The 15,491-nt window shown below is 45.3% G+C and carries 6 protein-coding genes and 1 pseudogene; all 7 read left to right on the forward strand.

Annotation, left to right across the window (positions count from 1 at the left end):
• The first annotated feature begins 109 nt into the window (after positions 1 to 109).
• On the forward strand, positions 110 to 2,932 hold the full coding sequence (locus BACCELL_RS09755; RefSeq protein WP_007211578.1) for a LamG-like jellyroll fold domain-containing protein: 2,823 nt from the start codon (positions 110 to 112) through the stop codon (positions 2,930 to 2,932).
• A gap of 148 nt (positions 2,933 to 3,080) precedes the next feature.
• Positions 3,081 to 5,513, forward strand: coding sequence for a glycoside hydrolase family 2 TIM barrel-domain containing protein (locus tag BACCELL_RS09760; RefSeq protein ID WP_044153561.1), 2,433 nt, complete (start codon positions 3,081 to 3,083; stop codon positions 5,511 to 5,513).
• A gap of 211 nt (positions 5,514 to 5,724) precedes the next feature.
• Positions 5,725 to 8,892 (forward strand): SusC/RagA family TonB-linked outer membrane protein, encoded by a 3,168-nt coding sequence (locus tag BACCELL_RS09765; protein WP_007219122.1) that lies wholly within the window; start codon positions 5,725 to 5,727, stop codon positions 8,890 to 8,892.
• A gap of 26 nt (positions 8,893 to 8,918) precedes the next feature.
• A complete protein-coding gene (locus BACCELL_RS09770) occupies positions 8,919 to 10,934 on the forward strand; it encodes a RagB/SusD family nutrient uptake outer membrane protein (RefSeq protein ID WP_007211581.1) in 2,016 nt (671 codons plus the stop codon).
• A gap of 23 nt (positions 10,935 to 10,957) precedes the next feature.
• Entirely contained in the window at positions 10,958 to 12,301 is a 1,344-nt protein-coding gene (locus tag BACCELL_RS09775) for a BT_3987 domain-containing protein (protein WP_007211582.1), read from the forward strand.
• Positions 12,302 to 12,412: 111 nt separating this feature from the next.
• Positions 12,413 to 13,981, forward strand: a complete 1,569-nt coding sequence (locus BACCELL_RS09780; RefSeq protein ID WP_007211583.1) for a glycoside hydrolase — start codon at positions 12,413 to 12,415, stop codon at positions 13,979 to 13,981.
• A gap of 169 nt (positions 13,982 to 14,150) precedes the next feature.
• Positions 14,151 to 15,491: pseudogene (locus tag BACCELL_RS09785) on the forward strand (alpha-L-arabinofuranosidase C-terminal domain-containing protein); the annotation flags it as partial.

A 15,491-nucleotide genomic window follows, 5' to 3' on the forward strand; every position in this document is an offset into this window, starting at 1 on the left:
GGGTCATGACAGAATCTCTCCCCTTCTATAAATGATTTCTGTACCTCCTTTTTCATAAGATATGAGTTGATTTGTTGTCAGATACCCAAACTTAAATCAAAGCATAGTTATGAAGAACCTCAGTATCCGTCATGGAAAATCATCCAGAAACAAATCAGTACTATTACTTACTGTATTAGCATTAGGCACCGGATTCTCTTCTTTGTCTGCCCAGACAAATGCCGCAAGTGACCAGATAACGGCACAACCTGCTGCTGACCGCATTGTACCTTTCCGCCTTAGTGAACAAGGAGTAGTCCGCCCTGTGGAATGGGGATTGGATACGGCTTGGGAAGATGAGGGAAATATCCGCCGTGGCCAGGGATTTATGGAAACGGTAGATATAGTGCGCGTTTCTTTTCGCCCCACCGATCCCATTGTGGATGGAGATTTGGGAGCTGATCAGAAAGAACATATACAAACACGACTTGGTTTACTGGGCTTTGTCTCTCCTAAACCCAAGTTAGCTATAAATAGCGATCACCCCAAGATTGACGATTCTTATAAAGGTAACGCCCAGGCTTGGGCTCAGATGATGGATTTGCATACTCGTTATTTTCAGGATGCAGGATACGAGGTGATTTCAGTGGCTCCATTCAATGAACCGGATTATACCTATACAGGACAAGGTACTCGGGAGGATTTCTACAAAATTGCTGTGGAATTGAGAGCGAATCCCCGTTTCAAGAATATTCGGATTTGTGGGGGAAATACTCTGAATTGTGATGAAGCACTGCCTTGGTATAACTATCTCAAAGAACAACTTGATGAGGGAAATACCCATCAGCTTGCCGGTGAATTCAATGGTTACGCTGCTTTCTACGAGACGGTTCGCAAGGATGGAAAAATGGCCATGAATGATGAGATGCACAACGTGATGGAGGCGATGGTGGGTCTGGAGTATGGGTTGCAGACCGGTATCTGGTGGGGAAGTGCGGAGTATGCCCGTGGTGAATTCTGCAAGATTAGCCGGGGTGGAGAACGACTGGCATATACTGAACATCGTCCTAATTGGACGGCAGCTTCTGTCTATCGGTCTAAAGATGGCAGTAAGGTTCAGGCTTTTGGAGGCGTTTCGGAACGTCAGGCTAAAACGACAACTTATCGTTTTGTATCCAAAGAGAAGGATGTGTTCTATGATGGTTATGGTCCGCAGCGTGAGTTCTACTTGGAGATGCCCGGAGGAAATTCTTATCAGGACGATGAACAGCGGAATGCCGAACGGGTGGTCAATATTACTTGGGGAGAAGATATTCAGCCGGTGATAGACGGACAGTATGTGCTGATAAACCGGAGTACTCAGCGGGCAGTTGAAATAACCCAGGGCAACACGACGGAGGGCACCAACGTGAAGACCGGAAAGTTTGACGCTTCCAAGGCTTATCAGCGTTGGTATGTCCGTCCGGTTTCCAGCCGTATCGGTGGAGATTTCAGCTATTTCTGTATTACGTCTCCCATAAATGGGATGTCATTCGACATCTGGAATTGGTCGTTGGAGGACGGCGGGAATATCGCCATCTATGGTGCCAGTAATGGCAGCAATCAGCAATGGGCATTGGAATATGCCGGGGATGGATGGTTTTATATCCGCAGTCGCCATAGTGCCTTGTATTTGGAAGAGGGAGAGGAAGCTTTCAATGTGCAGCAAGGTACGAAAAAGGGAAGTAATGATGAACGGCTGCAATGGCGTCTGATACCTGCTCCGGCTTCTAAAATTGAAATTAAATCTTTAGCTACTCCAACCGGACTGACGACGGAAGGGCAATCTGCATCCGTTTTGTTGAAGTGGAACAAGCAATCCGATGCTACAGAATACACTGTGCTACGTTCCGAAACATCCGGTGGAGCTTACGAGATTATTGCGCGTAATGTAAAAGAAACCAGTTTTGTCGATCATAAGGCCTTAGCGGGTAAGAGTTATTATTATACGGTGAAAGCTAATGATAATTGTCTGAACAGTTCGCCGAAGTCACAGGAAGTAACTGCCACTATTACTGATGTGCATGCCCTAGTAGCACATTATACTTTTGATGGAGATTTACTGGACGAGACGGAAAATTTGAATCATGGTGCATCCTTGAAAAAAGCAATGTTTACCGATGGAAAAATAAACAAAGCTGTACAACTTAACGGCTCAACGGAATTTCTGCAATTACCTACGGATATTGCCAATCATCAGAATCTGACTGTTTCTACTTGGGTGAAGTGGGATGGTGGTGCAGACTGGCAACGTGTCTTCGACTTTGGTAGTGGTGAAGATCAATATATGTTCCTTACTTATAGTTCCAATATACAGTCACTCCGCTTTGCAATGAAAAACGGAGCGGAAGAACAGGCCCTGGAAACCGCCTTACCCTCTCCCATACGCATTGACAATTGGGTACATCTGGCATTGACTATCGGAGATGCGGAGGTACGGATTTATGTGAATGGAGAACTGGCTGTTTCATCCGGGGATATTACTATCCGTCCGATGGATATCCGTCCCTGTCTGAACTATATCGGTCGTAGTCAGTTTGTAGCTGATCCGATGTTTAAAGGAAGTATCGATGATTTCAGAGTTTATAATTATGAGTTATCAGCAGAGGATATAAAGAAAGTAGCCCAGGGGGGATCGGTAGGTATCATTACTCCGCAGATTTCCGATGATGAATTGTTTATCGGCCCTTTACCTGCCGATCAGAAACTACAGGTTACTTATACACCTGCCCAGTCATCGGGTAGAGTATCTCTCAGTATTTATAATATGCAGGGAGTTCCGGTACTTTCTCATGAGACGGCTGGTTCCGGTGTTACTACGCTGGATGTATCCGGACTCCCTACCGGTCTATATCTGTTGAGGCTTGTTGATAACAACCGGTCAGTTACACGTAAGTTTGCAGTGAGGCATTAATAAGTAGGGTATAAAATCCTTTCATCAGGGTATAAAAACGTTTCATGAAAGGATTTTGCCCCTTCGATAACCTGTTTTTGTGCCTATCTTCTAATTAAATATCACTTGCTTTGCCCTTGGATAATTAAACTTAGATCATATTAGTATTATGAGAACAGTAAGCAAATTACTTCTTTCTTGTGTGATGTTATTCACATTATTGCCGGACGCTGTGCTTCATGCATCCGACCGGAAGACTCTTTTTGACAGTAACTGGAAATTTCATTTAGGCATCGTAGCCAATGCCGAACAACCGGAATATAATGATAGTCATTGGAGAGTTCTTGATCTTCCCCATGACTGGAGCGTTGAACCATTGTCTTTTCAAAAACAAGGCATTACTACCGGTCCTTTCTCTCGCATGAGCGAAGGTGACATCGATACGGGACAGACCGTTGGTGGTGAAGGTTGGTACAGAAAAGAACTCACTCTTGCAGGAAGCGATGCCGATAAACGTATTGTTCTCTATTTTGAAGGAGTATACAATCAGTCCGAGCTATGGATCAATGGTAAGAAAGCTAATTATAATGTTTATGGATATACCTCTTATCGTGTAGACATCACTCCTTATCTGAATGCACCCGGTACTCCGAACGTGATTGCCATGAAAGTGGTGAACGCCGGACGTAACAGTCGCTGGTATGCCGGTTCGGGTATCTTCCGCCATGTATGGCTGATCAAGACAAATAAACTCTATCTGGATAAATGGGATACTTTTGTCAACGCTTCCGAACTTCAGAAGAAGGAAGCTGTGATTCAGTTCTCTACTATTGTACATAACGAGGGCCTGCAAAATCAATCAGGTAAAATAGGTATTAAAATATATTCACCTGCCGGAAACGAAGTGTTTTCTACTTCACAGGACGTGATACTCTCTGAAGGAACGCCGGTGGCAACATCTTTCTCTCTTAAAAAGCCCGAGTTATGGTCAGTGGATACCCCTGTGCTTTATACAGCGGAAGTATCCCTTTCCTCAGACGGAAAGGAGTATGATAAGATATCTGTTCCTTTTGGTATCCGCACCCTTTCTTTTTCTGCTGAGAAAGGCTTTCTGCTGAATGGTAAGTCGATGAAGCTGAAAGGAGGTTGCGTACATCACGATAACGGACTTTTGGGAGCCGCCGCCATCGACCGTGCCGAAGAACGGAAAGTGGAACTGATGAAAGCTAACGGCTACAATGCCGTCAGATGTGCCCACAATCAAGTGTCCGAGTATTTCCTTGATGCTTGCGACAGATTGGGTATGCTGGTGATTCATGAAACCTTTGACCAATGGCAGAAAGCTAAACGCGAGCAGGACTATCATCAGTTCTTTGATGAATGGAGCGACTGGGATTTGGCTGCGTCTGTCCGCCGTGACCGGAATCATCCCTCTATCATTATGTGGAGTATCGGTAACGAGGTGGAGCAACGTGCTGATGAACCTGAGGGAGACTTGATTTCCAAAAGACTGGTGAATACCGTCCGCAAGTACGATACATCCCGTTTCACAACCATCGGTTCCAATGACTTCTGGGACAGACGCCAGTTTAGTTGGGACAAAGATTCCTACCGGATCTTCAAGAATCTGGATGTGGCAGGCTACAATTATATCTGGTGGAAATATGAGAGCGATCATGCTGCCTATCCCGATCGCGTGATCTATGGTAGTGAGTCTTATCCGAAAGAAGCTGCCCAGAACTGGAACTTGGTAGAAAAGCATCCTTATGTAATAGGTGATTTCGTGTGGACCGCTATTGACTATCTGGGTGAGGCTGGATTAGCTCATGCCTTATATCTGAAAGAGGGCGAGCATGATACGCAGTTTATGGGTTGGCCTTGGTATAATGGTTGGTGCGGTGATATTGACCTTTGTGGCGACAAGAAGCCTCAATCTTATTATCGTGATGTGTTGTGGCGCGAGCGTCCCATTACTATGGCAGTCCATGCTCCTGTTCCCGAAGGCAAGAAAGAAGTGGTGAACGGTTGGGGCTGGCCCAATGAGTTGGTGAGTTGGAATTGGACGAGTTGCGAAGGAAAAGTGATGAAAGTAAACGTATACAGCCGTTCTCCGAAAGTGAAACTCTATCTGAACGACAAGCTTATCGGAGAAAAAGAAACGGGTAAAGAGAACTACACAGCTACCTTCGATGTGCCCTATGAACCGGGAACTTTGAAAGCGGTGAACTCAAAAGGTAAGGAGGAATTCGTATTAAAGACTGCCGGAGAACCTGCGGCTATCCGTTTGATTGCCGACCGCAGTAAAATAAAGGCTTGCAAGAACGATCTTTCCTACGTCAAGATTGAGCTGGTGGATAAAAATGGAAACGTAGTTCCCGAAACTTCTCTGCCTGTCAAAATCGAATGTATGGGCAAAGGAACTGTCATAGCAGGTGGAAATGCAGCCTATGCCGATATGGAAAGTTTTCGTTCACTTACTCCCAATACATTCCGGGGAAAGGCTATTGCCATTGTTCAGCCTGATGGAGAAAAAGGCGACATACAGGTGAAAGTTTCTGCAAAAGGGTTGGAAGATGCTTCCATAGTAATAACAACCTACTAAAAAGCGATAGTAAGATAAGTTTTGCGAAGAAACTGGCATAAACCTGCATAAGTACTTAGGTATACATTTTCTTGTATGTTATCTTTGCAGGGTTTATGCGATTTTTTCTGACGCAGATATTATTATATACAGGTGCTATAAAACAAGATAAATATCAGAAAAGATAATAAAAGAAGCTAACTTAATTTTTTAACTTTAATCTAGTAAGATGATGAAATCAGTATTAGTAAGAAACAATCGGAGAGTCCTTGCCGGCCTGCTCGTTTGCACTGGTTTTATTTGCAATTATCCCTCTTCTGCCTTTGCGGAATCGGATAATTCTTCAGTGCAAATAACGACTCAAAGTACAACACCGCAGAAACGTACTTTGGTAGGAACTGTAGTTGACTCCTCTACCGGAGAGACTTTGATTGGTGTAAATGTGAAAGTGCAAGGTGAAGATGGAGGTACCATTACCGACATTGATGGTAAGTTCCAGATTTCTGTAACCAGCAAAACAGAGCTGATATTCTCTTATATCGGCTACAAAACACAGACACTGATGGTAGGTGACTTGGGTGTAATGACCGTGAAGCTTGCATCGGACAATGAAATGTTGGATGAAGTAGTGATTGTAGGTCAGGGTACACAGAAGAAAGTATCTGTGACAGGTGCCATTGCTACAGTGAAGGGAGCTACATTAAAAGCACCTTCCTCTTCATTGACCAGTTCACTTGCCGGAAAACTTGCCGGTGTGGTATCCATGGTGAACAGTGGTGAACCGGGTTCTACTTCCGAATTTTATATCCGCGGTATCAATACGTTCGGTGGTGTGGCTACTCCGTTGATTTTGTTGGATGGCATCGAAATTTCATCTGCCGACCTGAACCGTATCCCGGCAGAATCCATCGAAAGCTTTTCTTTATTGAAAGACGCTTCGGCAACTGCTATCTACGGTAACCGCGGTGCAAACGGTGTAATGCTGGTAACCACCAAGAAGGGGCAGGAGAATACGAAAGCTACTATCAATGTTTCATTGGAAGCTTCTTACTTCCGTCCGATAAATGTACCGAAATTTGCTGATGGTGCTACCTATATGCGGGCTTACAATGAAGCGGAACAGGCCAGAAGTTTGACCCCGATCACTTCTCCTAAGTATAGTGAAGACCAGATCCTGAATACAGAATTGGGTACTAATCCTTATGTATATCCCGATGTGGACTGGTTTGACCAGATATTCCGTTCGGGCAATTATAACCAACGTGCCAATGTGAATGTATCGGGTGGTGGTTCGCGTGTAACTTACTATATGAGCCTTCAGGCTAACCATGATACAGGTCTCCTCGATGCACCGGACTACTTCTATAATCCCAATATTAACCAGTGGCAATATAATTTTCAGAATAACATCTCCTATAAACTGACCAATACCACTACCATTGATTTGCGCATGATGGCACAGATCGGTAATATGCAAGGTCCTAACTATAATATAGGCAATGACTTGTACAAGAGGGTTATGCGTACCAATCCGGTGGAATTCCCCGCTTATTTTCCACAGCAGGATGGGGACGACGGTTTCATTCGCTTTGGCGGTGCAGAGATTAAACCGGGCGTTTTGGGAACCAATCCGTATGAATATATGATGAGTTCTTTCAAGGAAGTAAACTTCAATACCCTGAATACTTCATTGGCTTTGAATCAGGACTTGAGTGTTATTACCAAAGGATTGAGCCTGAAAGCACTGGTGAATTTTAAAAACTGGTCGGAAACTTCATATACCCGTAGTATAAAGTCTAATATATATAAGGTGAAAGATGGTTCCTATAATCCTGAAACCGGCGAATATGATTATCAGTTGTTGCAGACCGGAGATCAGTTCCTGAGCCAATCCGGCATTAGTCGTAATTCGGACCAGACTTTCTACTTCGATGCCCGTCTGGACTGGAAACGTAGTTTCGGTGATCACAACCTGACAGCAATGGCAATGTATATGATGCGTGAATATCGTAGCGATGTATTGCCGAACCGTAATCAAGGTTACTCCGGACGTGTGACTTACGATTACGCCAGTAAATATCTGGTTGAATTCAACTTCGGTTATAATGGTTCCGAACGCTTGGCTGCCGGTCAGCGTTTTGAGTTCTTTCCGGCTGTGTCAGCAGGTTGGGTAGCAAGTTCTGAAAAGTTCTGGGAGCCGATAAGCAAGTATATCAATCACTTTAAGATCAGAGGCTCTTACGGTTTGGTAGGTAGTGATGCCTTTGCCAGTGGAGCTCCACATTTCCTCTATCAGAATAATATCGGTATTGGTTCAGCACATAAGTTTTGGACCGGACTTCCTACGAGTGAGATCAGTAAACAAGGTCCCGGATTCTATGTATTAGCGGTGCAGGACGCAGGTTGGGAACATGTGAAGAAGTTCGATATCGGTTTCGACATGATGTTGTTTAACCAACTGAATATTACATTTGATTATTTCCATGACAAACGCGAGCGCATCCTGATGTCACGTGCTTCCTGGCCTTCGATGTTGGGATATTGGGGATCAAAACCCTGGAGTAATATTGGTGAAGTAGAAAACCAAGGTTTCGAGTTAAGCTTGAACTGGACGAAACAGTTTGGAAAAGACCTGACGTTAGACCTTCGCGGTAACTTTACCTACAACCAGAATGAATATAAATATGTGGATGAACCCAGTTATCCGTATGTTTGGCAAACCAATACCGGCAAACCATTGAATACTGTTAAAGGTTATATTGCCGAGGGATTGTTCGCAAGCGAAGAAGAAATTGCCAACTCACCGGACCAATCACAACTGGGTGCCAACATCATGCCGGGTGATATCAAGTATCGTGATATAAACGGTGACGGACAGATTACTACTGAAGACCAGGTGATGATTTCATCTTATGACTGGCATCCCCGTATTCAGTATGGCTTCGGTTTGAATATTGTCTATAAGAACTTTGATTTAGGTGTATTCTTCAACGGTTCGGCTAAACGTAAGATAATGATCAACAGTGGAATCGCTCCTTTCCTTTCTGGCGGTGGAGATGGTGAAGAGGCTGAAACATTGGCCCGAAACCTGATGCAGTGGATTGCAGACGACCATTGGTCAGTAGACAATCCGAATCCGAATGCGGCATATCCCCGTTTGGGCTTGACCAAAGCCGATGTAACCAATAACGTTCAGCCCAGTACATTCTGGCTGCGCAATGGAAACTTCCTCCGCTTCAAGACGTTGGAAATCGGCTATCGCTTGCCTTATTGCCGTATCTATCTCAGTGGCGATAATCTGGCGGTATTCAGCCCCTTCAAATTGTGGGATCCTGAACTGGCATGGAATGCTTATCCGTTGTCACGCACGTTCAATCTGGGCGTTCAATTTACATTCTAAGAAACAATCTAATACATTATTGAAGTATGAAACTAACATATAAAATATCCCGAATGGCGCAGGTATTGATAGCTTCCTGTTGCCTGGTATCATGCAATTATCTGGATGTCATTCCGCCTGCACAGGCTGATTTTAAAGACACCATGAAAGATGAAGAAGCTACATTGTCTTTCTTGTATACTTGCTATGGCGGTACTCCGCGTTCTACTCCTTATCATTATCATGCTTTTGAGCAGTCAGCTGATGAGATTATTCAGCCTTATGCTTACTCCAACTGGCAGCAACAAGTGGCGTGGGGAACTATTTCTCCGGCATATTCCAACAGTTGGGGAGGTGATGATATGAATATCTGGATTCCCAGTTATAACTGGTTGGGGTATGTACACCATTTCCTGAGCCTGATTGATGACTTGCAACCGGTGGGAGTTACGGCAGAAGATAAGGAAGAGTACAAAGGTGAATGTTATTTCCTGGAGGCTTATTATCATTTCCGTGTGCTTCAGGCTTTCGGTCCCTGTCCTATTATTCCTGAGAAAGTGGACCCGAATGTTACTAGTTCAGACCTTCCCGGACGCTCACACTTCGACTACTGTGTGAATTTTATCGTGGGCAAGCTGGATGATGCAGCCCGTGCGCTTCCTGCAACACGTCCTAACAATGAATTGGGCCGTGCTACTTCTACTATGGCTAAGGCTTTGAAAGCCCGTATATTATTGTATGCCGCTTCTCCGTTGTGGAACGGTTCGTTCCCCAATCCGGAATGGAAGAATAAGAATTATGAGACAGACGGTTATGGTAACGAACTGGTAAGTTCCAGCTACGACCGCGAGAAATGGACACGTGCCCTTACTGCTTGTCAGGAAGCCTTGACTGCTGCCAAGGAAGCCGGTTATCAACTCTTTGACATTGAAACGGCAAACAAGAAAGCTGACCGTGACGGAATAGCTCTTCCTTTCATCCCGGGACGTGAAGAAGACACTGAGGAAAACCGTGAGTTTAAAGAACGTGTACGTATGTTCCAATATATGGTTACTGCCAACGAAGGCGATAATAACAAGGAGCTGATTTGGGCACAACGTATTGAACTGGATGCCCAGAATGGTGGAGAAGGTACGGACTGTCGTTTGCCAAACAAAGTGGTGAAGAGAAGTAATGGAGTTTATGTAGGAGGTTGGGCAGCTATGGCACCGACGTTGTATTCTGTACAGCATTTCTATACTGAGAACGGTAAGTTGCCGGCACAGGACCCCAATTTCTATCCTGAGGAAGAATGGTATACCCGTTTCTATGAAGGCGCTCAAAGCCCTGCTCTGGCAACCAATAATCTGGACGGTGAAGATGTGAAGAATGACATTATCAAGATGCACGCTAAGCGTGAAGCCCGTTTCTATGCATGGATTGTATTTGACGGCACTCAATACAGCTCGAAGATTAATAATGGCAATCCGTTGTGGATTAACCTGAAAAATACCAATACAAACGGATATAACACAAGTAATACCCGTAACTGTGCTGGAAGCGGTTATCTGTCGAAAAAGTTCATCGATCCCAACATCTATTTTGGCGCCGATGGTACCCGTCAGCACACAGCTCCCCGTCGTCCGTTGATTCGTATGGCCGAACTTTACCTGAATCTGGCAGAGTGCTATGCAGCGTTGGATAATGAAGGTGAAGCCCTTGCTAATCTGAATGAGATTCGTCGTCGTGCCGGTATTTCCGAACTGACTGGAAGTGATGTAACAGGCAGCATGACTCTGACTGATTGGGTGCGCAACGAACGGTTCGTTGAACTCTTTGAAGAGGGACACCGCTACTATGACCTGCGTCGTTGGGCAATTGCTCCTCAGATGTTGAAAGCCGGTATGCGCTACGGTCTGGATGGTCTTCGTGTGAATCCGAGTTTTGAGGAATTCAACAAACCTACCTTGGTTAACCAACCGTTCAAGTGGGATGACAAACTGTATCTGATGCCCGTTTGGTCAAGAAGTGACATGGATGAGCTTTACAGTAACCCTCAGTTAGTACAGGCCCCCGGATATTAATCAATCTCTAATAACAAAGCTTTATGAAAATAAGAACAATATTGTTGATGGGCGGCCTGGTGCTACTGGGTGCCTGCAGCGAATCAAAATATGATTTGGACCAACTGGTACCGGAAGAGTACCATAAAATACTGTATGTGAATAATAGCGGTAAGCAGGATCTTACGTTGTATGATACGGATGAAGATAATAAGTATACTCTTTCCGTAGTTAAGTCCGGGAGTGATCCCAGTCTGACTGCCAGTGTCAAAGTCAGTGTGCTGACACAAGCGGAACTTGACGAGGAATATAGCGAACCGGAAGGAACGAACTATAAGCTGATAGGTGAGAACTGTTATTCGCTGGATGCAACCACGTTGGACTTTTCATCTGCCGACCGGTATAAACTGGTAAATATCTTCCTGAAACCTCAGAGTGTAAAAGCATTCATGGAAACTGATCCGGAAGCCGTATGGGTATTACCTTTACAGGTTACCAGTGAAACAGACTCCATCAATGCCGAAAAGAATGAATTGTTCCTGAAACTGACAGGAGTGATTACGCCTGCCATTGGCTTTGCCAATTCGGATGTAGAAGTGAAACTGTTGGATTATGGTTCTGTCTCTACATTTACGGAGAAAGTAAAATTCGGTCTTGATACAGATAATAAATGGGATTTGGAGTGTAAATTTGTAGTTGATAAGGAATATATTGCCGAGTACAATGCAGACAATGGAACTAACTTCAAGGTTCTGCCTGAAGGAACTTATACTGTTCCGGAGATGGTAACCCTTCCCAATGGCACTACGAATATGGAACTGGAAGTCACGATAAATGGTGACCAACTGGTACCGGGTGATTATATGCTGCCCGTTAAGATTGCAGAAGTTTCTCAATTTGAGATTTCTGCGGCGAAGGTGGTATCTCCGTTGGCTTTCCGTGTGATGGGACATAAACTGGATCGCGCAGACTGGACGGCAGAAGCCAATACCGAAGAACTGACAGGTGAAGGTGCAAGCGGCAAAGCCGGATGTGCATTGGATGATAATCTTGCGACTTACTGGCACTCAACATGGCAGACAGGAAACTGGGTTAGCTTCCCGTTTGAAATAATCGTAGATACAAAAACAGAACATACTTTCACCCAGTTTGCTTTGATGCAAAGGCAGAATGAAAGCTATACGGATACCAAGTCTGGTAAGTTCTATGTAAGCTCTGACAAGGAGAACTGGACAGAAGTAGGACGATTCTCTATGGAGAAAATACTTGATAGACAGGTGTTCGGCGTTACTCCGACGAAGGGACGTTACTTCAAGGTATCCATCGAAGAGAGTTATAGAGGTACCAATGCTTCTTTGTCCGAAATATATGCTTATGCTTTGGAATAAGCAGATTGCAATAACTGATTTGTAACAATAGTGAAAGAGAGATAGGGACTCTTTTCCCTCGAAAGAGAGAAAGACGAACTATCTCTTTTTTATTTAGTAAAATAGAAAAGGATGAGATACAAAGTGTTATTACTGGTCTTTACAGTAGTATGTGCTTCGTGTGCACAGCGTGCGGACATAAATTACAGGATTGTTACCGGACAACTCTTGCAGGTGATGGAACATTTCGGTGCTTCGGATGCCTGGAGTATGCATGTTTTGGGAAAATGGCCCGAAGAGAAACAAAAACAGATAGCCGACTGGTTATTCAGTACTGAAAACGACGCGAACGGGAAGCCCAAAGGTATCGGTCTTTCCCTGTGGCGGTTCAATCTGGGTGCAGGGAGTACGGAGCAGGGCGACGCCAGCCAGATTGGTTCTCCTTGGATGCGTACCGAATGTTTCTTGCAGCCGGACGGGAGTTATAACTGGGATAAACAGGAAGGTCAACGTAACTTCCTTCGGTTGGCGAAGGAACGCGGAGTCAATAAATTCCTCGCTTTCCTGAATTCCCCTCCCGTTTATTTCACTCAAAACGGACTTGCCACTAATACCGGACGCGATGGTACACTGAATCTGAAGGATGGACACTATGAAGACTTTGCCCGCTTCCTGGCAAACGTGATAAAGGGAGTTGAGAAGAAAGATGGCATCAAGTTCGATTATCTTTCTCCCTTCAATGAACCGGATGGACACTGGAACTGGATCGGTCCCAAGCAGGAAGGTACTCCGGCTACAAAGAAAGAGATAGCCCGGGCCGTACGTCTTATCAGTAAAGAGTTCGTAAAGGAAGGTATCCATACGGGAATCACCATTTGTGAAGCATCAGATTACCGCTGTATGTTCGCTACCCATATGACTGACCATGAACGCGGATATGAGATACAATCTTTCTTCTGCCCCGATAGTGTGGATACTTATCTGGGCGATACCCCGAATGTGCTCCCTCTTATTTCAGGACATAGCTACTGGACTACTACCCCGCTGAACATGTTGCGTGATTATCGCCTCCGCTTGCGGAATACGTTGGATACATACGGTGTGGACTTCTGGCAGTCCGAAACCTGCATTATGGGTAATGACGAGGAAATCGGCGGTGGACATGGATTTGACCGAACCATGAAGACCGCACTTTATGTAGCGCGTATCATTCACCACGACATTGTTTATGCAGGCGCTCGCAGCTGGCAATGGTGGCGTGCCATTGGCGGTGATTACAAAGACGGACTGATCCGTGAGTATACAGACCCCGATTTACAAGACGGCAGGGTGGAAGACTCCAAACTGATGTGGATATTGGGGAACTACAGCCGCTTCATACGTCCGGGTGCTGTACGTATGTCTGTTGAAACTACTGATAAAGAAGGAAAAGCTATCCGGGATGGCGATACCGATCAGCAGGGATTGATGTGTTCTGCCTATCGGAATATCGACGGACAGTGGGCGATGGTCGTCATCAACTATGCCGACCGGGAACAGGAGTTCACTGTCGATGTAAACGATCCGAAGGTGAAGTCATGGCAAGGTTACCGTACGTCGGATGTAGCCGGAGAAGACCTTTTGCCTGTTGGAAAGTTGAAGAATAAAAAGGTAGCGGTGATCCCTGCCCGTTCGGTGACAACATTTGTTTCCGGAAACTGATGCGTAATAAAACTTTAGTTATCAGTCCCGAAATTAGCTGAGAATTGCGATTATGAACTGAAAAGTCCACCTATTTGATGCTTTTATATACCCTGTTCTTGGAAGATATAGTTTATTTTTGCATGTGGAACATTATATATATATCTAATACCGATAAATAAACAGGCTTATGAAAAAGATTTTTTTACCCTTCGCCGCAGTTGCCCTTTTGTTGAGTTCCTGCAAGGACGCTGCGCCGAAGGAAGAACTTGTAATCAACCTACAAGAGAAAGGTGCTGAAGTAGCGTCATCCATGTATGGCATCTTCTTCGAAGAGATTAACCATGCGGGCGACGGCGGCTTGTATGCCGAACTGGTGAAGAACCGTAGTTTCGAGGAACTGGAAATGCCCGAAGGTTACTATGCCGAGGGCGATGTGCTGCATCCGAAGAAAGTGTGCAATCACATTTCGGGTGAAGTGAGAGAAGGAAGTTTTCGCTGGACTACCGAACCGGTGCCGGGCTGGACTCTGAGCACAAAGGATGCTGCGGAAATGAAACTGACCAAGGAACAACCCAAGTTCTCCACGGCTCCGAACAATCTGAAGGTAACCATTAAAAATGCTTCAACTCCTGTTCGCTTGATAAACGAAGGATACTGGGGGGTGAATCTGGTGAAAGACAACTCTTATCAGTTGCGTACCATTATCCGCCCTGCTTCCGATTACAAGGGAAAAGTGACTGCCCTGTTGCTGTCCGAGCAAGGCGAAGTGCTGGCTTCCGCTCCTGTTGATATAACTGCTGCCGGACAATGGAACGACCTGAGCCTGGCAATGCAACCTACGGCAACTTCTGCCAAAGGAAAGCTTGCTTTGGAATTTGATGCTCCGGGTACAGTCTATGTAGATTATGTTTCTCTCTTCCCCGAAAAAACTTTCCACGACCGTCCGAATGGACTGCGGAAAGATGTAGCTGAAATCTTGGAGGGATTGCACCCCGCCTTTGTACGCTGGCCCGGTGGCTGTGTGGTAGAAGGTATCTCGTTGGAGAACCGTTTCGAATGGAAGAAGTCTCTGGGCGATCCTGCTGCACGGTCGGGAGAATACAGTACCTGGGGCTACCGTTGCTCGTATGGTTTCGGTTATCACGAAATGTTGCAGTTCTGCGAAGATATCGATGCAAAGGCAATGTTCGTCTGCAACGTCGGCCTGGGTTGCCAGTATCGCATGGGAGACGCTTCACCGGAGAGTAAGATAGCTTACTATCTGGACGATTGCATGGATGCCATAGAGTACGCCATCGGTGACGTGACTACCGAATGGGGTGCCAAGCGTGCCGAACAGGGCCATCCCGAACCTTTCCCGTTGCAATACGTAGAGATTGGTAATGAGAACTGGGGCGATGAGTATGACAAGCGTTTCGATATCTTCTATACAGCTATCAAAGCGAAATATCCCGAGTTGATCCTGATTTCCAATCACGGTTTGGGTGGAACGGGTAAGATTGCCAAAACGGATATGATTGACCCGCAC

The organism is Bacteroides cellulosilyticus DSM 14838 (assembly GCF_000158035.1).
Classification (GTDB): domain Bacteria; phylum Bacteroidota; class Bacteroidia; order Bacteroidales; family Bacteroidaceae; genus Bacteroides; species Bacteroides cellulosilyticus.